At 63.8% G+C, this 21,884-nt stretch carries 22 protein-coding genes; 10 read left to right on the top strand and 12 right to left on the bottom strand.

All coding sequences use genetic code 11. From position 1 onward, the window contains the following. Positions 1–3 precede the first annotated feature (3 nt). From O1Y97_RS23795 to O1Y97_RS23765, 7 genes are all read right to left on the bottom strand, one after another. On the bottom strand, positions 4–1,560 hold the full coding sequence (locus O1Y97_RS23795; protein ID WP_318762617.1) for a formate dehydrogenase beta subunit: 1,557 nt from the start codon (positions 1,558–1,560) through the stop codon (positions 4–6). Continuing rightward, on the bottom strand, positions 1,557–2,036 hold the full coding sequence (locus O1Y97_RS23790; RefSeq protein ID WP_183264089.1) for a formate dehydrogenase subunit gamma: 480 nt from the start codon (positions 2,034–2,036) through the stop codon (positions 1,557–1,559). Before O1Y97_RS23790 ends, O1Y97_RS23795 begins: the two co-directional genes overlap by 4 nt. Positions 2,037–2,177: 141 nt before the next feature. Beyond that, positions 2,178–3,077, bottom strand: a complete 900-nt coding sequence (locus O1Y97_RS23785) for a LysR family transcriptional regulator (protein ID WP_108609451.1) — start codon at positions 3,075–3,077, stop codon at positions 2,178–2,180. A 62-nt stretch (positions 3,078–3,139) separates the two neighbouring features. Continuing rightward, positions 3,140–3,517, bottom strand: coding sequence for a VOC family protein (locus tag O1Y97_RS23780; protein WP_318762616.1), 378 nt, complete (start codon positions 3,515–3,517; stop codon positions 3,140–3,142). 89 nt (positions 3,518–3,606) lie between these two features. Continuing rightward, positions 3,607–4,158 (bottom strand): SRPBCC family protein, encoded by a 552-nt coding sequence (locus tag O1Y97_RS23775; RefSeq protein WP_318762615.1) that lies wholly within the window; start codon positions 4,156–4,158, stop codon positions 3,607–3,609. A gap of 22 nt (positions 4,159–4,180) precedes the next feature. After that, positions 4,181–4,591, bottom strand: a complete 411-nt coding sequence (locus O1Y97_RS23770) for a DoxX family protein (protein ID WP_318762614.1) — start codon at positions 4,589–4,591, stop codon at positions 4,181–4,183. A gap of 30 nt (positions 4,592–4,621) precedes the next feature. Beyond that, positions 4,622–5,032 carry a VOC family protein gene (locus O1Y97_RS23765; protein ID WP_108609447.1) on the bottom strand — a complete coding sequence of 137 codons (411 nt, stop codon included), beginning with the start codon at positions 5,030–5,032 and terminating at the stop codon, positions 4,622–4,624. A gap of 205 nt (positions 5,033–5,237) precedes the next feature. On the opposite strand from O1Y97_RS23765, the gene O1Y97_RS23760 reads away from it, so the two are divergent. Continuing rightward, complete coding sequence (locus O1Y97_RS23760; RefSeq protein ID WP_108609446.1) at positions 5,238–6,407, top strand: Mrp/NBP35 family ATP-binding protein; 1,170 nt, start codon at positions 5,238–5,240, stop codon at positions 6,405–6,407. Positions 6,408–6,815: 408 nt separating this feature from the next. On the opposite strand, the gene O1Y97_RS23755 is transcribed toward O1Y97_RS23760, so the two are convergent. Together O1Y97_RS23755 and pgi are read right to left on the bottom strand one after the other, a co-directional pair. Further along, entirely contained in the window at positions 6,816–7,526 is a 711-nt protein-coding gene (locus O1Y97_RS23755; RefSeq protein WP_318762613.1) for an HAD family hydrolase, read from the bottom strand. A gap of 5 nt (positions 7,527–7,531) precedes the next feature. After that, a complete protein-coding gene (gene pgi / locus O1Y97_RS23750; protein ID WP_318762612.1) occupies positions 7,532–9,178 on the bottom strand; it encodes a glucose-6-phosphate isomerase in 1,647 nt (548 codons plus the stop codon). A gap of 259 nt (positions 9,179–9,437) precedes the next feature. Here pgi and pdxR point away from each other — a divergent pair, with 259 nt between their 5' ends. Both pdxR and O1Y97_RS23740 read left to right on the top strand, forming a co-directional pair. After that, positions 9,438–10,931, top strand: a complete 1,494-nt coding sequence (gene pdxR / locus O1Y97_RS23745; protein ID WP_108609442.1) for a MocR-like pyridoxine biosynthesis transcription factor PdxR — start codon at positions 9,438–9,440, stop codon at positions 10,929–10,931. Between the two features lie 180 nt (positions 10,932–11,111). After that, positions 11,112–12,701, top strand: a complete 1,590-nt coding sequence (locus O1Y97_RS23740) for a trimethylamine methyltransferase family protein (RefSeq protein WP_318762611.1) — start codon at positions 11,112–11,114, stop codon at positions 12,699–12,701. A 7-nt stretch (positions 12,702–12,708) separates the two neighbouring features. Here O1Y97_RS23740 and O1Y97_RS23735 read toward each other — a convergent pair whose 3' ends face one another. Further along, entirely contained in the window at positions 12,709–13,107 is a 399-nt protein-coding gene (locus tag O1Y97_RS23735; RefSeq protein ID WP_318762610.1) for a hypothetical protein, read from the bottom strand. Between the two features lie 27 nt (positions 13,108–13,134). Continuing rightward, on the bottom strand, positions 13,135–13,500 hold the full coding sequence (locus tag O1Y97_RS23730) for a hypothetical protein (protein ID WP_318762609.1): 366 nt from the start codon (positions 13,498–13,500) through the stop codon (positions 13,135–13,137). On the opposite strand from O1Y97_RS23730, the gene O1Y97_RS23725 reads away from it, so the two are divergent. From O1Y97_RS23725 to O1Y97_RS23700, 6 genes are all read left to right on the top strand, one after another. Then, a complete protein-coding gene (locus tag O1Y97_RS23725) occupies positions 13,490–15,766 on the top strand; it encodes an autotransporter outer membrane beta-barrel domain-containing protein (protein WP_318762608.1) in 2,277 nt (758 codons plus the stop codon). The two genes, O1Y97_RS23730 and O1Y97_RS23725, sit on opposite strands and share 11 nt — an antisense overlap. Positions 15,767–15,918: 152 nt before the next feature. Beyond that, on the top strand, positions 15,919–16,278 hold the full coding sequence (locus O1Y97_RS23720; protein WP_108609439.1) for an ArsR/SmtB family transcription factor: 360 nt from the start codon (positions 15,919–15,921) through the stop codon (positions 16,276–16,278). Beyond that, positions 16,262–16,741 (top strand): SRPBCC domain-containing protein, encoded by a 480-nt coding sequence (locus tag O1Y97_RS23715; RefSeq protein ID WP_318762607.1) that lies wholly within the window; start codon positions 16,262–16,264, stop codon positions 16,739–16,741. Before O1Y97_RS23720 ends, O1Y97_RS23715 begins: the two co-directional genes overlap by 17 nt. A 105-nt stretch (positions 16,742–16,846) precedes the next feature. Next, entirely contained in the window at positions 16,847–17,296 is a 450-nt protein-coding gene (locus O1Y97_RS23710; protein ID WP_318762606.1) for a GFA family protein, read from the top strand. A gap of 86 nt (positions 17,297–17,382) precedes the next feature. Next, on the top strand, positions 17,383–18,153 hold the full coding sequence (locus O1Y97_RS23705) for a DUF899 domain-containing protein (RefSeq protein WP_318762605.1): 771 nt from the start codon (positions 17,383–17,385) through the stop codon (positions 18,151–18,153). A gap of 12 nt (positions 18,154–18,165) precedes the next feature. Beyond that, the gene (locus tag O1Y97_RS23700) at positions 18,166–18,450 is read left to right on the top strand and encodes a hypothetical protein (protein ID WP_318762604.1); all 285 of its coding nucleotides are present in this window, start codon (positions 18,166–18,168) and stop codon (positions 18,448–18,450) included. A gap of 31 nt (positions 18,451–18,481) precedes the next feature. On the opposite strand, the gene O1Y97_RS23695 is transcribed toward O1Y97_RS23700, so the two are convergent. Beyond that, entirely contained in the window at positions 18,482–20,284 is a 1,803-nt protein-coding gene (locus tag O1Y97_RS23695) for an IlvD/Edd family dehydratase (RefSeq protein WP_318762603.1), read from the bottom strand. A 183-nt stretch (positions 20,285–20,467) separates the two neighbouring features. Between O1Y97_RS23695 and O1Y97_RS23690 the strand changes: the two genes are divergently transcribed. After that, complete coding sequence (locus O1Y97_RS23690; RefSeq protein WP_318764265.1) at positions 20,468–20,920, top strand: SRPBCC family protein; 453 nt, start codon at positions 20,468–20,470, stop codon at positions 20,918–20,920. The last annotated feature ends 964 nt before the right edge of the window (positions 20,921–21,884 follow it).

Genomic DNA, 21,884 nt, shown 5'->3' with positions numbered 1-21,884 from the left:
CTCCTATTCCGCTGCCTGTGCGACCGCTGCCGGCCGGAAATCTTCGGGGAAATGGTTGATGGCGCTCATCACCGGATAAGGCGTGAAACCGCCCAGCGCGCAGAGCGAACCGAACTTCATCGTGTTGCAGAGGTCGGTCACCAGCGCGAGCTGCTTCTCCGGCTCGATGTTCTGGGCCAGCTTGTCCAGCGTCTCGACGCCGCGCGTCGAGCCGATGCGGCAGGGCGTGCACTTGCCGCAGCTTTCGATGGCGCAGAATTCCATGGCGAAGCGTGCCTGCTTCAGCATGTCGGCGCTGTCGTCGAACACGGTGATGCCGGCGTGGCCGATCAGTCCGTCCTTGGCCGCGAACGCCTCGTAGTCGAAGGGCGTGTCGAACAAAGCGCGCGGGAAATAGGCGCCGAGCGGGCCGCCGACCTGCACCGCCTTGACCGGACGTCCGCTTGCGGTGCCGCCGCCGATCTCGTCGACGATCTCGCCCAGCGTCAGGCCGAAGGCCACTTCGAACAGGCCGCCATGCTTGACGTTGCCGGCGATCTGGATCGGGATGGTGCCGCGCGAGCGGCCCATGCCGAAGTCCTTGTAGTACTGCGCGCCCTTGTCCATGACGATCGGTACGGAAGCGAGCGAAATCACGTTGTTGATGACGGTGGGCTTGCCGAACAGGCCCTGGATCGCCGGCAGCGGCGGCTTGGCGCGGACCACGCCGCGCTTGCCTTCGAGGCTGTTCAGCAGCGAGGTTTCTTCGCCGCAGACATAGGCGCCGGCGCCGGAGCGGATCTCGATGTCAAAGCCTTGGGAGGATCCGAGAACGCTCTTGCCGAGAATGCCGGCCTTCTTGGCGACTTCCACCGCCTTCGTCATCACCGCGATCGCATGCGGATATTCGGAGCGGATGTAGACGTAGCCCTTGGTCGCGTGGGTCGCGAGGCCGGCGATCGCCATGCCTTCGATCAGCACGAAGGGATCGCCTTCCATGATCATGCGGTCGGCGAAGGTTGCCGAGTCGCCTTCGTCGGCGTTGCAGACGATGTATTTCTGCTCGCCGGGGGTATCGAGAACCGTCTTCCACTTGATGCCGGTCGGGAAACCGGCGCCGCCGCGGCCGCGCAGGCCGGACTCGGTCACCTGCCTGACGACGTCGGCAGGGGCCATCTTGACCGCGTTGCGCAGGCCGGTCAGGCCGCCATGTGCTTCGTAGTCTTCCAGCGACAGCGGGTCGGTGATGCCGCAGCGGGCAAAGGTCAGGCGTGTCTGCTTGGCGACGTAGGGCAGCTTTTCCGGGTCGCCGAGCGACAGCTTGTGCTGGCCGCCGGTGATGAAACCTGCGTCGAACAGCGACGCCACGTCCTTGTTCGACACGGGACCGTAGGCTGTGCGGCCGGCATCGGTAACGACCTCGACCATCGGCTCGAGCCAGTACAGGCCGCGCGAACCGTTGCGCACGATCTTGGCGTCGACGCCGCGCTCGGCCGCCTCTTTGGCGATCGCCTTGGCGACCTTTTCGGCACCGAGCGAAAGCGCGCCGGAATCGCCGGGAACGTAGATCGTCACGCTCATTTGCGCACCTCTTCGGCGATTTCTTCGATCTTGTCTGCGTCAAGCCGGCCGATCACCTGGCCGTCGAGCATCGCGGCGGGAGCACAGGCGCACAGGCCCAGGCAATAGATCGGCTCCAGCGTGACCGCGCCGTCCTTGCTGGTCTCGTGGAAGCCGATGCCGAGCGTCTGCTTGATCTGGGCGGCGATGGCATCGCTGCCCATCGACTGGCAGGCCTCGGCCTGGCAGACCTTCAGCACATGCCGTCCAGCCGGGTTGTGGCGGAAATCGTGGTAGAAGGTGAAGACGCCGTGGACTTCGGCCCGCGAAATGTTCAGCGCCTCGGCGATGATCGGCAGGGTTTCCTGCGGAACATAGCCGAATTCCTCCTGGACGCCGTGAAGAATCGGGATCAGCGGACCCTCGAGGTTCTTCATTTCGCTGATCACCGCGGCCGTGCGCGCGGCGAGTTCGGTACTTGCTGGCTGCATGACCACGCAGCGCCCTCCCTGACACTGGCGCCTAACATGGGCGCTATTTCCCTATTGAACCCGATTTTGGCAGCCGGAATCAATAAAGCTGTTTCGTCACATGATAAAAATTTTCTATCGAGTGGACGAAAGCAGGAAAAGCCTAGCTCAGGATTGACGGCGAAAATCGCCTGCCAGCGTCATGGCTTCGTCAAGCAGCGCCTGCACCAGCGTGGTGTTCGGATCGCGCCGCGCCACGACCAGTCCGACATTGTGGCTGGCATCCGGCTCGACGATCGGAATCGCCCTGATAGGTTCGGCAAAACCGAAGGTTTCCGCGAGGTTTAGCGGCATGATCGACGACCATTTGCCGGTGCGGATGTGCGAAAACAGCACGATCATCGAGTTCGATTCGAGCGTCGGCCGGACCTGCACGCCGGCATCGGCGAGGTGCTGGTCGATGATGCGGCGGTTCTGCATGTCAGGCGTCAGAAGGCAAAGCGGCAGCGTACTCACCTCTTCCCACGTCACCTTGTCACGATCGGAATATTCGTTCCCCGCAGCGGTGATCAGCTGATAGCGCTCGGCATAGAGCGGCACGCTGGTCACGCGCCCCAGCGGTTCGTTATCGAGATAGGTGATTCCCGCATCGATCTCGAAATTGCCGAGCAGCGACAGCACTTCGATCGACGTGCGCGACAGGATCGAGAAGGTGACGCCGGGATGCTTGTCGCGAAACGGCGTCGTCAGCCGCGGCACCATCGCGAGTGCCGTCGGGATGGCGGCAATCCGGATGCGGCCCGAAAGGCCGTGGCGGGCGGCGCGCATCTCCTCGCGCATGGCACGGGTGTCGCCGACGATGCGCCGCGCCCAGTCCAGCACCTGCCGGCCTTCCGGCGTCAGGCCCTGGAAGCGCGAGCCGCGCTGCACCAGCATCACGCCCAGGATGTCCTCGAGCTGCTTGATCCCGGCCGAAAGCGTCGGCTGGGTGACGCCGCATTCCTCGGCTGCGCGTCCGAAATGCTGCTCCCTTGCGAGTGCGATGAAGAATTCGAGCTTGTCAATCATGCCGCAAAACTATCCGGCGCCGATCGATTAGGCCAGCCATCACATTGCACTTGCTATGAAAATCACTGGTTGATGAGGTTCAGTATGTTCCCGTCGGGATCCTTGAACCAGGCAACCCTGATGTCGCCGAAGACATGGACGTCGCCTTCATGGCGGGTATCCGGCATGTTGTAGTGCTCGAATGTCACGCCTTTCGACTTCAACTCATCGACCAGACTGTCGATCTTGTCGCCGACGGCCCAGCTTACCGCTGTCGCCTTGTTGGTTCCGGCATAGTCCGACCGGTAGACGTTGATCACGGTGTCGCCGCTCTTCAGCACCGACACCTCCTCGCCCATATGGTCGACCTCCTTGAGGCCGAGCGTGCGCTCATAGAAGGTCTTGGCGCGCCCGAGGTCCTTGACGGCCAGATTGGCAACGGCGTTGATTTGACCAAGCATGTCAGTCTCCTTTCGTGCTGCCCCACATCCTGATGAAGATAGTGCCGCCCCGGCGGGGCGACAGGCCTTGTTGCGCCAGATCGGCGGACTCACGAGCCGGCGAGGCGCTTCCGTTCGGCGATCGCCTTGAGGCTGGCGAGGCCCTTTTCGAAGTCCGTGCCGACCATCTTGTCGAAGTTCATGAACACCTGCATCACCTTGGACATGAAGGGCGATGGGCCGGTCATTTCCCAATTCAGCCGCGTTTTTCCGTTCTGCGGCTCCATGGTGAAGCGCGCCACATTGTGAGCCTCGAACGGCTTCAGGAAGTCGAGCTTGACGACCACCTTGGTCGGTGCCGTCACCTCGGTGATCTCCATCCGGCCGCTGCCGACCTTCTTGTTGCCCTCCCATTCGTAGACCGCGCCGCGACCCGATTCGGCGCCACTCATCTTGCGCTTGAGGTCGGGGTCGAGCGCTTCCCATGGCGACCAGTCGTGCCAATTGCGGAAGTCGTTGATCAGCGGAAAGATTGCTTCCGGTACGGCATCGACATCGGTCGTTCGCCGAATGCTGAACGTGGCGGGCTTGGTCGCGGCAATCGCCAGGATGGCGAGGATCGCGATCACGATCAGGCCGAGGATGATGGCGAGAATCTGCATGATTGTCTCCGTGGATATGGCTTCAGCGGCGGAACGGGATCAGCGCCTGCAGGCGTGGATCGCGCAGATAGAGCCCGCCCCAGGCCATCAGCCCGAGATAGACGCCGAACAAAGTGTGCGAAAACAGCGGGTTGCCGATGCGCAGGTGGATGGCGATGGCGCCGCCGAGATAGCCGGTCAGCAGGATCGCGCCGAGGACGGCCGTTCGCGGCCAGGCATAGAGCGCCGCGCAGGCAAGGGTCAGCACGCCGAGGGTTCGGGCAAGCTCCGGTGGAAAGCCGAGTGCCGCGGTGGTTTCGATCACCACCTGCAGCGGCACGAGTTTGATCGCCGCGTCAAAGACCAGGAATGCGATCACCGCGCCGCTCAGTACGCGGCCGGTCCACAGTGCCACATTCGAAATTACGGGAGTTTCAATGGCTGAATAGGTCATGTTTTCCTCGTGAAATCGCACTCGTGCTGTTTATTCGGCGTTGCCGCTGCTGATCATCCAGGGCGTGCCGAACTTGTCCTTCACCATGCCGAAACCCTTGGCCCAGAAGGTCGGGCTGAACGGCATGTTGACCGTGCCGCCATCTGCAAGTGCTGCGAAGATCGCCTCGGCCTTGGCCAGGTCGTCCGTGTCGACCGATACCGAAAATCCCGACATCTCCGTCCGGTATTGTGGCGGTGCATCGGAAGCCATGATCATCTCGTCGCCGATGACGAGCTGGGCATTGATGATCTTGTCCTGCCATTCCTCCGAAACGTCCTTGCTGGCCGGCGTTTCGCGGTGGGTGAGCATGCCGACGATCTCGCCGTCGAAAACCTTGGCGTAGAACGCAAAGGCTTCGCGGCAGTTGCCGTTGAAGAACAGGTAGTTGACGAATTTCATCGCATTTCTCCCTGGTTGGGTGTCTGCACCAAGGACGCAGCAGGCCGGTCGATGCCGACACATCGGCAAAAAAATCATGTCCATGACAGGTGGGGCGCGATGCCGCTTTGCCAAGCGCAGCCGTCGACTGCCATTTCGGGTAGCTTGGTTCTTTCGCCAAACTGCATTATCTGAAGCCCAACAAGGAAGCAGACAGGTTCGACACATGACAGTCACCAAAGAAACCGTTGTGGAGCGTCTCAAGACGGTCAACGGCCCGGATTTCTCAGGCAACATCGTCGATCTCGGATTGGTTTCCGACATCTTCATCGCCGACGGCAAGGTGTTCTTCTCGATCACCGTGCCGGCCGCGCGCGCCCAGGAAATGGAGCCGCTGCGTGCCGCCGCCGAGCGCGTTGTCAAGGCCATTCCCGGCGTCAATGGCGCTGTCGTGGCCCTGACCGCCGAGAAGAAGGGCGGCGGCATGGAAGCGCCGGTGCCGCAGCGCCCGGCACCTCCGCGTCCGGCAGCCGCGCCCGCCGCACGCCCCGCACCGCACGCGCCCGCCTCGCAGTCGCAGGGCAAGCGCGGCGTGCCCGGCATTGCCGCGATCATCGCGGTTGCCTCCGGCAAGGGCGGCGTCGGCAAGTCGACGACTGCCGTCAACATCGCACTCGGCCTCGCCGCCAACGGTCTCAAGGTCGGCGTGCTCGATGCCGACATCTACGGCCCGTCGATGCCCAAGCTTCTCGGCATCCATGGCCGCCCCGAAACGGTAGATGGCAAGATCCTGAAGCCGATGCAGAATTACGGCCTCAAGGTCATGTCTATGGGCTTCCTCGTCGACGAGGAGACACCGATGATCTGGCGCGGCCCGATGGTCATGTCGGCGCTGACGCAGATGCTGCGCGAAGTCGAATGGGGTCCGCTCGACGTGCTCGTCGTCGACATGCCGCCTGGCACCGGTGACGCCCAGCTGACCATGGCCCAGCAGGTGCCTCTGGCCGGCGCCGTCATCGTCTCCACGCCGCAGGACCTGGCCCTGATCGACGCCCGCAAGGGGTTGAACATGTTCAAGAAGGTTGACGTGCCGCTGCTCGGCATCGTCGAGAACATGAGCTATTTCGTCGCCCCCGATACCGGCAAGCGCTACGACATCTTCGGTCATGGCGGCGCCAGGAAGGAGGCCGAGCGCCTCGGCGTGACCTTCCTCGGCGAAGTGCCGCTGGAAATGGGCATCCGCGAAAGCTCCGATGCCGGCACGCCGGTCACCGTGGCCAGGCCCGACAGCGTCGAGGCCAAGACCTATCGCGACATCGCCACCAAGGTCTGGGAGCGGCTCCAGCAAGAGCAGGGCGCCGCCGCAGCCGCCACGCCTACGATCGTGTTCGAATAGGCGAGGGGGCTTCTGCCCCCTCAGCTTTCCCACGGCTGCAGCCGCCACATATCGAGGCCGGCGTCGAACAATCCGGCGTCGGGGTAGCGCTGTTGGCCATGTCCGCCAGTGCTGCAAGGGCTGACTCGGTGGCTGCTCCGCCGGCTTCCAATGTCGTCTGGACGGGAAGGTATGTCGGCATACGGGGGGACATGCAAAGGGCACTTCGACTTACGACAATCCCGTCAATGGGGCGTTCTTTCCATTTGACCCGGAGGGTTGGTTTGGTGGTGCGCAACGGCTTGATGGTTGGCATCGAAGCCGGTCTTGGTCGTCTGGAAACCGGCATTAGGATAGAAGCCGAGCGTCGCCGGGGCCTTCGAGCCGGTGAGCAGCATCGCGCCCCTGAGGCTTTCGCCGTTGCTCGCCTCAGCCGTTGTTGGACGCCAGGAACGCAGGCAGGTCGGCGATCGAATCGAGCACGACGTCTGCCATCGGCGTCAGCGACTCGCGTGTGCCCGTTCCCGAAAGCACGGCGATCGCCAGCGCACCGCCGGCCTTGGCCATTTCGAGGTCGTGGCGGTTGTCGCCGACCATGGCGATCTCCGACGGCTTGAGGCCGGTGAGGTCGGAGAAGGCGTGGATCGAATCAGGCGCTGGCTTGGGATTGGCAACCGCATCGTAGCCATAGGCCGCGTCGAACATCTGGGCGACGCCGAGCGAAAGCAGCGTCTTTTCCGCCCCACTGGTCGAATCGTTGGTGGCGACGCCCAGCCGGAAGCCGGCACTGTGCAGGCTGGCCAAAGCGTCCTTGCTGCCGGGCAGCGCCACGGCCTGCGCCGAGCCTTGTTCGGCCGAGACCTGGTCGAACATCTTGACCAGCACCGCCTGCTCGGCATCGTCGGCATCGGGATACCACAGCGCCACGATGTCGGCGTTGGTGCCGGCGGCAAACACCGAATCGGCCTTGAAGCAATGAGCCTCGAAATCGTACCCGGCGGCTTCCATCAGGGCGGTCGCCCGCGCCCGGTCGCCATCCGCCGCCTTCAGCGCCATCATTTCGCCGATGGCGAACCACGTCGCCTGGAAATCGACAAGAGTTCCATCCTTGTCGAAAAGTATGCCCTTAATGCCCCGCAAATCATCTACTCCTTAGCCCTTAGCCGGTGAATATGCTCCACCAGCCCGGCTGTCGAGGCGTCGCTTCGCGCGGCATTTTCCCGCCCCTCCACGACAGGCAGCAGCCCGGTCGCCAGTTCCTTGCCCAGTTCCACGCCCCACTGGTCGAAGGCATTGATGCCGAACAGCTGCGCTTCGACGAAGACGCGGTGCTCGTAGAGCGCGATCAGCCGGCCCAGCATATGCGGGTCGAGCTTGCGGTAGAGCAGCGTTACCGAGGGCCGGTTGCCGGAGAAGACGCGGTGCGGCGCGATCTTGTCGACTTCTTCCGGCTTGATGCCCTTGGTCAGCATCTGCCGCCGCGCCTCTTCCAGCGTGCGGCCCTTCATCAGTGCTTCCGACTGCGCCAGGCAGTTGGCGAGCAGAAGGTCATGGTGTTCCCTAAGGTCGGGTTCATGGCCCTCAGCCGCCGCCAGGAACTCCACCGGAATGTAATCGGTGCCCTGGTGCAGCAGTTGGAAGAAGGCGTGCTGTCCGTTGGTGCCGGGCTCGCCCCAGACCAGCGGGCCGGTGGGCGTCACCGCGGCGCCGCCGGCGACGGTCACGCTCTTGCCGTTCGATTCCATGTCGAGCTGCTGCAGATAGGCGGGCAGGCGCGCAAGCCGCTGGTCATAGGGGATGACGGCGCGCGCCGGATAGTTGCACACCGCGCGGTGCCAGAAGCCGACCAGCCCCATCAGCACCGGAATGTTCTTGAGCAGCGGTGCGGTGGCGAAATGCCGGTCCATGGCGTGCGCACCGGCGAGGAAGTCGCGGAAATTCCTCGGTCCGATCGCCATCATGATCGGCAGGCCGATCGCCGACCACAAGGAATAGCGCCCGCCGACCCAGTCCCAGAAGCCGAAGACGCGCGACGGCTCGATGCCGAAGGCCGCGACCTTGTCGAGTGCGGTCGACACGGCCGCAAAATGGCTGCCCACCGCCTTGGCGCCGAGCGCCTGTTCGACCCAGCGCCGGGCCGTTGCGGCATTGGTCATGGTCTCGACGGTGGTGAAGGTCTTCGACGCGATGATGAACAGCGTCGTTCCGGCGTCGAGCCCCTTCAGCGTGTCGTGGATGTGGGCGCCGTCGATGTTGGAGACGAAATGGGCGCGCGGCCCGTCGTGATAGGGCGCCAGCGCCAGCGTCGCCATGGCCGGGCCGAGATCGGAGCCGCCGATGCCGATATTGACGACGTCGGTGATCTTCTTGCCGGTCGCGCCGGCCGCCTTGCCCGAGCGGATGTCGTCGGCGAAAGCCGCCATGGCGTCGAGCACGGCATGCACGTCCACCGTCACGTCCTGGCCGTCGAGCATGACCGCTTCGCCGCGCGGGTTGCGCAGAGCCGTGTGCAGCACCGCCCGGTCTTCGGTGATGTTGATTCGCTGGCCGGCAAACATCGCCGCGCGCTTGCCCTCGAGGTCGACCACCTGTGCCAGCTTTTCGAGCAGCACCATGGTCGTCGCATCGACGGCGCATTTCGACCAGTCGAACAACAGGTCGTCATCGGTGACCGAAAAGTTCTTGAACCGCTTCGGGTCGGACGCGAACGCCGCCCGCATGTTCTTCGGCGCTTCCTGACGATGGTTGCGAAGCGCGGCAAGAGCCGCCTGGAAGGGTTGTTCGGTCACCATGGAACTCCGGAAGTTGGGCTGCCCGTTCGCCTGCGACGCCATCCTAGCAGACCTGTGGGCTCATTGAGAGGGTGTCGCGGCGGACTATCGGGGCAAATTTCAATCGATTCAACTGGTCCTGTCAGCAACCGTCGATGGAAAGGTTCACTGGCATAAATCCATAGGATTAGAAAAATTGATTGGTGCAACGGCTTGTGCCAAGGATAGCTTTCTATGGTCCAGCAAAGTCAAAAAGACTGGACATGCAGGAAACGCCACTATGCCACAGCGAAACGACACGGCGATCTGGTCCGGCCTGTTCCGGATTTCAGCGGAATCAGGCCAGACGCTCCAGGCGCAGATCAGGCAGGCGATCGTCGCCGCCATTCTCGACCGGCAGATTGCGGCCTCGATGCCGCTGCCGTCCTGCCGAATCCTGGCAGAAAAGCTCGGTGTTGCCCGCGGCACCGTGGTGCTGGCCTTCCAGCAGCTGGTCGACCAGGGCTTCCTCGTGGCGCGCGAGCGCCGCGGCCACTTCGTCAATCCGGAAGTGCTGGCGACGCCGGCCAAGCCGCAGCAGAAGGCTCCCGACCAGGCCAATGACATCGATTGGAAGGCGCGCCGCAAGATCGCTGCCTCAGACATGCCGCCGCCGGCCAAGCTCGAGAACTGGATCAAGTCGTCCTACCCCTTCGTCTACGGCCAGTTCGATCCGACGCTGTTTCCGACCGCCGAATGGCGCGAATGCAACCGCATGGCGCTGGCCGTTCTGGAGATCCGCAACTGGGCTGCAGACATGGTCGACCGCGACGATCCGCTCCTGATCGAGCAGATCCAGGCGCGTCTCTTGCCGCGCCGCGGAATCTTCGCCAATCCGGACGAGATCATCGTCACGCTGGGCGCCCAGAACGCGCTCTACATGCTGGCCTCGCTCTTGATGTCCAAGGGCTCCAAGGTGGCGATGGAAGATCCGGGCTATCCCGATGCGCGTTCGATCTTCCGCCTCGCCGGTGCCGACATCGAGCCCGTGCCGGTCGATCAGCAGGGCATTGTCACGTCAGCCATCCCCTCGGATGCCGGCTTCGTTTTCGTCACGCCGAGCCACCAGTGCCCGACCATGGTGCCGCTCAGCGCCGAGCGTCGCCAGGACCTTCTCGCCCGCGCCACGCGCAACAACCAGATCATCATCGAGGATGGCTACGACAGCCAGCTGCTCGACGAGGCGCCGCAGCAGGCGCTGAAGAGCCTCGATCGCTCCGGCCGCGTCGTCTATGTCGGCTCGATGTCGAAGACACTCGCGCCTGGCCTGCGCCTTGGCTACATCGTCGCCTCGGCGGATCTCATCGCCGAGCTGCGCGCGCTGCGCCGATTCATGCTGCGCCACCCGCCGGCCAACAACCAGCGCGCGGTCGCCCTGTTCCTGTCGCTTGGCCATCATGAGGCGCTGGTGCGTCGCCTGTCGACGGCCTTCACCGAGAGGCGCAAGCGATTGGTCCAGGCGATCTCGGCTTTTCTGCCGGACTGGCAGTCGACCGACTCGGCCGGCGGCACGTCACTGTGGCTCGAGGGGCCGCGCGGAACGGACTCGCGCGGGCTTGCCGCGGCGGCGGCGGCGCGCAGCGTCATCATCGAGCCGGGCGAACGCTTCTTCGAGCATGGCGACAAGCCTACACGCTTCATGCGGCTGGGTATTTCCTCGATCGCCCTGCAGCATATCGAGCCCGGAATCCGCGAACTGGCGACCGCCGCCGGTCGCCGTCCCGCGGCCGCATGATGCCCTTTGCCGGCGGCTTCTCCGTGCCGCCGGTCATATGAGCGCTCTGGCATATCCGGCGGGATATGCTGGCCCATGGTCTGGGCCAATGGACGCTGCATAGTCGCGCAAAGGGAACGAGGCGACACGACGGTGGCATAATCACTGCGGGCCAGCCTCACAGAAATTCGGAGGACCTGCATGTCAGTTGCCATCGAAAGCCATGACCTGTCGGCAGAGCAGCGCTCGCGTCGGTCCGGCGGCCGGGAGGCGAGGCGGGCGATGCGCGCAGCACCTTTGGCCGACGACATCCGCCCCATCCGTGCCGGCCTCGAAGGTGGCCGCTTCGGCCCGCTTGGCCGGAACGATCTGGAGCGCATCCACGAGGCGGTGCTGACGCTGCTTGAAACAGTCGGTTTCGCCAATGCCATTCCGAACTGTATCGAGGCGCTGACGCGGGTCGGCGCCAGCTACGGCGACGACGGCCGCATCCGCTTCCCCCGTGCGCTGGTGATGTCGACGATCGAGAATGCCGCCCGCAACTTCACCCTCTGCGGCCAGGACCCCAAACACGACATGCTGATACAGGGCAAGCGCGTGCACTACGGCACGGCGGGCGCCGCGGTGCATCTGGTCGATGTCGAAAGGCGCGAGTACCGCGAATCGCTGCTGCAGGACATCTACGACGCCGCCCGTATCGTCGAAGGGCTCGACAACATCCATTTCTTCCAGCGCCCGATGGTGCCGCGCGACATCCCTGATCCGCTGGATATGGACTTCAACACGCTCTACGCCTGCGTCAGCGGAACGACCAAGCATGTCGGCACCAGCTTCACCGTACGCGAGAACGTCGCCCCGGCGCTGGAGATGCTCTACGAGATCGCCGGCGGCGAGGAGAATTTCCGCGCCCGGCCCTTCGTCTCCAACTCCAACTGCTTCGTCGTGCCGCCGATGAAGTTCGCCGAGGATGCCTGCGGCGTGCTCGAGGCCTGCGTCGAAGGCGGCATCCCGATCCTGCTGCTGTCGGCAGGGCAGGCGGGCGCAACCGCTCCTGCGGCAATCGCCGGCGCGGTCGTCCAGGCGGTAGCCGAAGTGCTCGCCGGCCTCGTCTATGTCAACGCGCTCAAGCCCGGCCATCCCGCCATCTTCGGTACATGGCCGTTCGTCTCGGACCTGCGCACCGGCGCGATGTCCGGCGGCTCGGCCGAGCAGGCGTTGCTCACGGCGGCCTGCGCCCAGATGGCCCAGTTCTACGACCTTCCCGGCGGCTCGGCCGCCGGCATGGCCGACTCCAAGCTGCCCGACGTCCAGTCGGGCTACGAGAAGGGCATCACCAATGTCATGGCGGGCCTGTCCGGCCTCAATCTGGTCTATGAGTCCGCCGGCATGCATGCCTCGCTGCTCGGTTTCTGCCTGGAAAGCCTGATCATCGACAACGACATGCTGGGCCAATGCCTGCGCTGCGTGCGCGGCATCGAGGTCACAGACGAGGCGCTGTCCATCGCCACCATTTCCGAAGTCTGCCTCAACGGTCCCGGCCATTATCTCGGCAACGAGCAGACGCTGAGGCTGATGCAGACCGAGTATTTCTATCCTGCCATCGCCGACCGCTTCTCGCCCAAGGAGTGGAATGAAAAGGGCAAGCCCGACATATTGGACCGCGCCATCGCCGAGAAGAAACGCATCCTCGCCGAACGGTTCCCGCGCCATATTCCAAAGTCGACCGACGACAAGCTGCGTGCCCGCTTCGGCGAGATGATCAAGCTGCCGCGCAGCGGCATGGGCGGTTAGGCGCTGCTCAGTCGGCCGTCAGTTCGAAGCGCTCGACGACTTCCGGGTTGATCAGCTTGGCATGCAGCGCCAGAAGTACGATGTCGGCGTCGAAGCCGCTGCCGGCTTCGAGTGCGGCCTCGATGCGCCGCTCCGCCTCCAGCATTTGGTCGCGCCCGTTTGCCTGCGCGAAAACCTCCGGTCCGGCAATGCAGTAGCCGAACAATTGCGCCACCGGCGGATAGGCCGAGGCCGGCGGCTCGTCGGGCCAGCGGTCCTTCATCAGGTTGACGATGGTGAGTTTGACGCCCTCCGGCACCAGCGCTGGATGCAGGTCGACACTGCGCAACGCAGCGTCAAGCTGGCGCAGGTCGCCCGAGCGGCCGAAGATGCCGAGAAAACCTAGGGAAGAGCGCCGTCTGGCCATGATGTCCGTGTCCGTTTGCCAAATCACCTAGGTGGTTTGCCCATGGAATTCAAAGGCCGGTGTCCGCATTTGGCCGACATCTTTCCGGCGGGGCCCTGAATTGCTGCGGGCGAAGGGCACCTTTTCCTTGAGCGAACGGCCCGCCCCCCGATGAACGTTGCGCACATTGTCGGTGAAGCCTGATTGGAGACTGCCCAGGTAAATGGTCAGGTCAATGCGCCGGGCTGTTGCTGTGGTCGCCTCGAAGCTGATGGAAAGGAAGTGACGGCCATCGGCATCGTTGTGCCGCCATGCTCGAATTTCATTCCCAAATGGGAACTGTTCGCCTGCTGAAATGCGGTTACTGGCCTTGATCGGACTTCTTTGGCAGTGGGCGAGGGCAATGAAGGTCAAGCGGTACCAGGCACTATTCTGCGGCGTTGCCGCATCCACGATTGTGCTGGCGCAGGCGGCATCTGCCGACAGCTTCACCGTCGTCAACGGACAGGCCGTCGGCACCACCCAGATACTCGACACCGCGGGCGATGTCGGCACGGTAGAGGCGGGAGGAACCGTCGATGTGCCTGCCGGGCATGGTATCGAAGCCACCGCCGACGGTGTGACCATCACCAATGCGGGTAGCGTCAGCGCCGCGGCATTCGGGGCTTCCGGCATCTACTCCGAGGACGGCAACACGATCACCAATGCGGGCACGGTGACGGGCGGGGATGTTGGAATCCGCGCCAACGACGGCAACGCCATTGCCAACTCGGGCACGCTAACGGGCGGACTATTTGGTATCCGTGCCTTTCACAACAACACCATCACCAATACGGGCGAGGTCACCGGCGGTTGGTCTGGCATTCACGCCTGGGACAACAACACTATCGCCAACTCGGGCACGGCCTCGGGCGGGCTGTTTGGCATCTACGCCAACGACGGCAGCACCATTACCAACTCGGGCATGAGCTCGAGCGCGGACATCGGCATCGGCGTCGACAACTCCAACACCATCACCAATGCGGGCATTGCTGAGGGTGGGCTCAGCGGCATCCGCGGCCTTGACAACAACATCATTGTGAATTCGGGCACGGCTACTGGCGCGAACTTCCTGTCCGCAGGCATCCAAGCCGGTGACGGCAACACCGTCATCAACACGGGCACGGCAAAGGGCGACTATGGCATCCAGGCAGACGAATCCAACACCATCATCAATGCTGGTGATGTAACCAGTATAGGCTCGGGGCTTGCTGGCATCGCCGTCATCGATAACAACACAATCACCAATACTGGCGCGATAACTAGCATCGGTGCGAGCAGTTCTGCCATCTGGCTCCAGAACAATAATACGATCACCAATGCGGGCGCCGCCACAGGTGTTCGTTATGGGATCCGCTCTGGCAGCTTCAACACCGTCACCAATACGGGGACGGCCAGCGGCAACATCGGCATCGCGGCCAGTAGCTCCAACACCATCACCAACTCGGGCACGATTGTCGGCAGCGCGTCTGCTGTTCATCTGGTTGGCACCGGCAACACGCTGAACCTGCTGGCCGGCAGCAACATCCAGGGCATGCTGGCGCTCGGCACCGGCAACATGCTCAACATCGATATCGGCCTCAGTTCGGCCTTTGCCTATACCGGCACGCCGACCATCAACACCTTCGGCCTGCCGAGCCACGACAGCGGCAGCGTCGTTTATGTCGTCGACCCGACCGGTTTTTCCGCCGCCGACGAGATGGTCGCCGACCTGGCCGGGGTCGTGGCCGGCGCGCTCGATGAACGCTTTACCGCGGCGCGCGGCGGCCCCGTTGCTGTCGGCGACGGCGCCGAGGGCGCCGGCACGGTGGCCTGGCTCACGGCTCTCGGCAGCCATCGCGACCAGAAAACCGACGGCCTCGACGCAGGCTTCGGCAACCGGATCGGCGGCTTGATGGCCGGCGCCGACATCGTCATCGGCGAGGGCTGGCGCGGCGGCTTGTTCATCGGCGCCGCCGCAAGCCGCATGCGGACGGACCGGGACTCCCAGGCCATCGACACCGGCAATTATTTCGCCGGCGGCTATGCGGGTTTTTCAGGCCCCGGCGGCTTCGTCGACTTGTCGCTGACGGCTGGCCTGTCGGAATTTTCCAGCGACCGGCGCGTGGCCAACAACTTGGCTCCTGGCGGTTTCGAGCATGCCGAAGCCGACTACAACGGCGTCTTCATCAGCCCCTCGGCCACCTTCGGCAGGGATTTCTCAATGGCCAATGGCGGCGTCGTCACGCCGAGCCTGCGGGCGCGCTACGCCGGGCTGTTCCTTGGCAGCTACGAGGAAAGCGGATCAGCAGCGAACATCAGCGTCGGCAACCGCACGGTAAATGTGTTCGAGCTGCGCGGGCAGTTGGCTTATGGCCTGGCGCCGTGGCAGGCCGAAAACGGCATCTTCCGCGCAACGCTGCGCGCCGGCGCGGACGGTGTCTTTTCCGATGGCGGCAGCATCGAAGCGGGAATTGCCGGCAATCCGCTCGATTTCGCGGCGATCGACGGCTCCGACCAGAACCTGCGCGGCTTTGCCGGCTTCGATGCGGCCTATGCCACGGCAGGCGGTGCCAAGTTCAATGTCGGGACCGAATTTGGCTACGACAGCAACAACGCCTTCACCGCACGGGCCGAAATCGGTTTTGATATGCCGCTGTAGCCAGACTGTTTCCTTCCCGGAGGTTTGCTCCCTGGATGGAGCTTTCTGGGAGCTCGGCCGCGCGTGCTTGGCGCATTTAGCGACCCGAGCTTGACAGAGAAACTTGTCCGCTGTACTTAACAAATATGTTAATTAACAATCGTGCTAAATAAATGACCGAAGATCGCCTCGACGCCACATTCGCCAGCCTTGCCGACCCAACGAGGCGAGCCATTCTCGCCCGCCTTGCCCAGGGTGAAGCGACGGTCAACGAACTGGCAGAACCGTTCGAGATGAGCCTGCCGGCCATCTCTAGGCATCTGAAGGTACTTGAGCGCGCCGGCCTCATCAGCCGAGGCCGCGAGGCGCAGTGGCGGCCGTGCCGGCTGGAGGCCGGGCCGCTCAAGGACATCGCCAACTGGGTCGAGCACTATCGCCGCTTCTGGGATGCGAGCTTCGACCGCATGGCCGACTATCTCAAGGAACTGCAGACAGTGAAAACCAAGGGAGACCGGGATGACCGCAAGAACTGACGCCGTCGCAGCACAGTCGCTTTCGCTCGAATTCTCCAGGGTCTTCGATGCGCCGCCGGTTCTCGTCTTCAAGATGTGGTCGAGCCCTGAGCACCTGACCCGCTGGTGGGGTCCGAAAGGCTTCACCTCGGCCGTCAAGAAACTCGAATTCCACAAGGGTGGGCGCTACCACTTCCTCATCCTCGGCCCAGGCGGCCAGGATGACAGCATGTCGTCCGGTATGTCCGGCACGTTCCGCGAAATCGTCGAGGGCGAAAAGATCGTCTTCACCTTCGCCTGGGACTACGACCCCGACTGGCAGACGCTGGTGACGGTGACGCTTGTGGCCGAAGGCACGGGAACGCGGCTGACCTTCCGGCAGGAGCCGTTCCTCGATATCGAAACGCGCGACTCGCATCTGGGTGGCTGGGGCGAATGCCTCGATCGCCTGGCCGACGCGCTCGCCGGCCGTCCCGTGGTCTGAGTTTTGCGCGCCAGACCGGCGCGCGACGACTGCCTGTCTTGAAACTGCGCTTGCCGAGGGTCGTCGCCGATCCTCGGAACGATGCGCCATGCCGAGGAGAGACGAATGCTGAAATCCTATCGCGGCAGCTGCCATTGCGGAGCAGTCCATTTCGAATGCCGGCTCGATCTCGCGCCCGGGGGCCAGCGCTCGAAGCCAGAACTCGACGGTGTCTGGTGGACGTCGAGCTTCCGCTGCAATTGCTCCTGGTGCGCCAAGACGCGGTTCTGGAAGGGTTTTGCCCGCCCGTCCGGTTTCCGCGTGACTTCTGGAGCCGACATGCTGACCGAATACCGCTTCGGCGAGGCCGCCATCCGCCACACCTTTTGCAGCCGCTGCGGCGTCCATCCCTTCGCCTCCGCGAGCTTCGAGCCGATGGGCGGCGATTTTCATGCTGTCAACATCGCCTGCCTCGACGATGTTACATCAGAAGAACTGGCCGCAGTGCCGATCATCTTTGAGGACGGTCGCAACGACGCCTGGGACAGGCCGCCGGCGGTGACCTCCTACCTGTAGCCCAGGCGCTGACAGTTTGAAGCCGAGCATGACGGCCGCAATCCTGCGGCCGATGGGAAACCTGTGTCCAAACGATGGAGAGCAAGATGCAGCATGAAATCGTATCGAAAGAGCAGTGGGTGGTGGCGCGGCGCGCGTTGCTCGCCAAGGAAAAGGCGATGACCCGCGCCCGCGATCAGCTCAGCGCCGAGCGGCGCGAACTGCCCTGGGTTCGGATCGACAAGCCGTACATCTTCGACGGGCCCGAGGGCCGGCTGTCGCTGTCGGATCTGTTCGCTGGCCGCAGTCAGTTGTTCATCAAGCACTTCATGATGGGGCCGGGACAGCAACACCACTGCGTCGGCTGCTCGTTCGAGCTCGACAATGCCGAAGGCGTGCTCGTGCATCTCGAAAACCACGACGTCAGCTACGTTGCCGTGGCGCGTGCGCCGATTGTGGAAATCGAGGCGCTGAAGGCGCGCATGGGCTGGCGCACGCGCTTCGTCTCGTCCTACGGCAGCGACTTCAACTTCGACTTCAATGTCTCCTACACACCCGAGCAACTGGCGGCGAAGAAGGCTACCTATAACTTCGGCCCGCTCGACTTCGAGATCGAGGATCTCTCCGGCGACAGCATCTTCTACAAGGACGATGACGGCCAGATATTCCTGACCTATGCCAACTTCGGCCGCGGCAGCGAAATGTATCTTGGTGCCTACGGCATTCTCGATGCCATGCCCAAGGGCCGCAACGAAAACGGGCCTTCCAACGACCTGACAAGCTGGGTGCGGCCGCACGACATGTATGGCAAGGGCGGCATGGTCGAGCCGACGGGCCGCTATCACCCGGCCGATTGCGGCTGCGGCAAGCACGGCTGAGCGAGGCCGAAAATGTGCTGCGCGCTGGCCGGCCTGATGCTTGCGATGGTCGCCGTATGGCGGCGGCTGCTCACTGTGGCGTCAGGCTGGTGTCGCATGCTGCGATGGGCTGCGGTGTTCGCCGCGGCCCTGGTGCTTGGTGTCGGTGCTGCTGCCGCCGCGCAGCATTTCGGCCACTACGCCGAACGCGCCGACGCCAACCGGCGCACGGTGCTTGCCGAGGTGCTCGCCCAGCCAATCTGCGCCGGCACGCCGGCGAGCCGTTCGAAAGATCAGCTGCTGTCGCAGCTCGACTGACCAATGCGTCTGGTTCCCGCGCGGCGATCCCTCAGTGATTGTCGCGTGGAATACCCTTGGTCTGGGCGACGCGCTGGTATTTCACCGCCGGCTTCAGCACCATGCCGTCCGACAGCTGGTCGACCATGCCGCGCTGGATCTCCTGCCACGGCGTTTGGTGCGCCGGGAAATGGTAGCCGCCATTGGCCTGCAGCTCGGTGCGGCGACGGGCAAGCTCGTCGTCGCCGATGAGGATGTCGGCGGTGCCTTTCCTGAGGTCGATGCGCACCCGGTCGCCTGACTTCAGCAACGCCAGTCCCCCGCCGATGGCCGCCTCCGGCGAGGCGTTGAGGATCGACGGCGAACCCGACGTGCCCGACTGGCGCCCGTCACCGATGCAGGGAAGCGAATGGATGCCGCGCTTGAGCAGGTAGGCCGGCGGCTGCATGTTGACCACCTCGGCACCGCCGGGATAGCCGACGGGGCCTGCACCGCGCATGAACAGCACCGTGTTCTCGTCGATGTTCTCGGCCGGGTCGTCGATGCGGGCGTGATAATCCTCCGGCCCGTCGAACACCTTTGCGGTGCCTTCGAAGGCTTCCGGATCGCGTGGGTTCGACAGATAACGGTCGCGGAATTCCTTCGAGATCACGCTGGTCTTCATGATGGCGCTGTCGAACAGATTGCCCCTGAGGTTGATGAAGCCGGCATCCGTCTTCAGCGGCTCGGCGACCGGCCGGATCACCTTGGGGTCCATGTTTTCGGCACCGGCGCAGTTCTCGCCCATGGTCTTTCCATTGGCGGTGACCGCATCCGGATGGGGCAGCAGGCCCGCCTTCATCAGTTCGGCGACGACTGCCGGCACGCCGCCGGCATGGTGATAGTCCTCGCCGAGATATTCGCCGGCCGGCTGCAGATTGACGAGCAGCGGCACATGATGGCCGACCTTCTGCCAGTCGTCATTGTTAAGCGGCACGCCGAGATGGCGGGCGATGGCGTTGAGGTGGATCGGCGCGTTGGTTGAACCGCCGATCGCCGAGTTGACGACGATGGCGTTCTCGAACGCCGCGCGCGTCATGATGTCGGACGGCTTCAGGTCCTCGCGCACCATGTCGACGATGCGCTTGCCGGTCTCGTAGGAGATCTGGCCGCGCTCGCGATAGGGCGCGGGGATGGCCGCCGAGCCCGGCAGTTGCATGCCCAGCGCCTCGGCCAGGCTGTTCATCGTCGTTGCCGTACCCATGGTGTTGCAGTAGCCGACCGAGGGTGCGGACGATGCGACGATGTCCATGAACTGGTCGTAGTCGATCTCGCCGGCCGACAGTCTTTCGCGCGATTCCCATACCACCGTGCCCGAGCCGGTGCGTTTGCCCTTGTGCCAGCCGTTGAGCATCGGCCCGACCGACAGCGCGATCGCCGGGATGTTGACGGTCGCCGCCGCCATCAGCAGTGCCGGCGTGGTCTTGTCGCAGCCGATGGTCAGCACCACGCCGTCGAGCGGGTAGCCGTAAAGCACCTCGACGAGGCTGAGATAGGCTAGGTTGCGGTCGAGCGCGGCTGTCGGGCGCTTGCCGGTTTCCTGGATCGGGTGGCACGGGAATTCGAACGGCACGCCGCCGGCAGCGACGATGCCCTCGCGTACCCGCTTGGCCAGCTCGATGTGGTGACGGTTGCACGGCGACAGGTCCGAGCCGGTCTGGGCGATGCCGATCAGCGGCTTGCCCGACTGCAGCTCCGCGCGTGTCAGGCCGAAATTCAGGTAGCGCTCGAGATACAGCGCGGTCATGCCGGGATTATCGGGATTGTCGAACCACTCCTGCGAACGGAGCTTCTTCGTCGTCTTCTGGCCGGTCATCGATTTCTCCCGTAATCCGACCTGCATCGTTATTCCAAGCGCGAAAACGCTACAAGCGCGATGGCGGAGCGTGCGCCGTGGCTGCCGACCGAGGGTGCCGTCTGGCTTGGCTCCGACGCGATGGACAAGCCCGATTTGCTGAGTTACCCCTCGTTTGGTCAGTTCATTTGGGAGGGATTTGCCGTGGCTCTGGTGATCGAAGGCGAAGAGAAGATCTCAGCCCCCATCGACGTGGTCTGGAAGGCGCTGAACGATCCCGCGATCCTGAAGGAGAGCATTCCCGGCTGCGAGAGCCTGGAGATGTCGTCGCCGACCGAAATGGCCGCCAAGGTGGTTCTCAAGATCGGCCCGATCAAGGCGACCTTCGCCGGCGAGGTCACGCTCAAGAACCTCAAGCCACCGCATTCCTACACCATCGAAGGCGAGGGCAAGGGCGGCATCGCCGGCTTCGCCAAGGGCGGCGCGGATGTCACGCTCACCGAGGACGGTCCTGACGCGACCATCCTCAAATACGCGGCCAAGGCCGATGTCGGCGGCAAGATCGCCCAGCTCGGCAGCCGCCTGATCACTTCGACGTCGAAGAAGCTGGCCGGGCAGTTTTTCTCCACCTTCGGCGAGAAGGTGGGCGGAGCATAAGCCCCTTCTCCCCTTGTGGGAGAAGGTGGCCGAGCGAAGGGAGGTCGGATGAGGGGTGTTGGACGGAGCTCGACTTCCGGGTGCCCACCAATGTTTCCTATTGTCGCCTCTCATTTCTTCCAACACCCCCTTGCATGTTTGGGCTGCGCGCCAATCCACCTTCTCCCACAAGGGGAGAAGGCAGGTTCTCGCCTTGCCACACCCCGTTTCCGGTCTGGCTATTGTTTGAGGTTCGGGAAGCGGGGCGCGAGGCCGTGCCTTCCGATTGTAATTATGTGGCGCGACGTTCGCGCCCCGCCCGATGTTCTTGCCCCGCTCAGTCGCCTCGGCTTTCACCGCCAGCCGCCGCAAGGCCCGGACTTGGGGGCTCATCACCCAGCAGGAGATCCGACCTCCTGCCAGCCCGGCACCGGCGCTTCCCCCCCGCTGCCCGGTGCGCACCGGAGTCCCGTGGAAGATCGCAAGGGGAATCATACGGGAGGCGGAGAGGGGGTGGAAAAACGGGGACGGTCTATCCACACGGATTGCTGACAGATGATGACAGTTTCGGGATGCGCTGGGCGTTGATTCTGGACCGCAGCGGCAGCTGCCACTTCAAGGCATGGATCCCCGGGTCTCCGCAGTTCGCTGCGCTCCTGCTCCGCCCGAGGATGACGAAGGCACATTTGTCGCGCCAACTTTCAATGTGGGTGGCCAATAAATAGTAGCACCTGGAGCCATTCACCGGCGTCAGCGATTAGCCGCAAAGCCCCAACGCCTTCGTCATCCTCGGGCGGAGCAGGAGCGCAGCGAACTGTGGAGACCCGGGGATCCATGCCGTGAAGGTTCCGCTATTCTCAGGGAACGCTCCAATCCTTCGCACCCGCGCCTTGGTGTCTTCGATGAAAATGAGGAAGTGAGCCGCGCCAGAAGGACCAAAACAAGAGCAGCAAAAAGGTGGCCGCCGTGGAGAACTTCTCCACGG

The organism is Aminobacter niigataensis (assembly GCF_946995915.1).
In the GTDB taxonomy this organism is placed as follows: domain Bacteria; phylum Pseudomonadota; class Alphaproteobacteria; order Rhizobiales; family Rhizobiaceae; genus Aminobacter; species Aminobacter niigataensis.
Note: the sequence above shows the minus strand (reverse complement) of the source record. Positions and strands in the feature narration are given on the sequence as shown.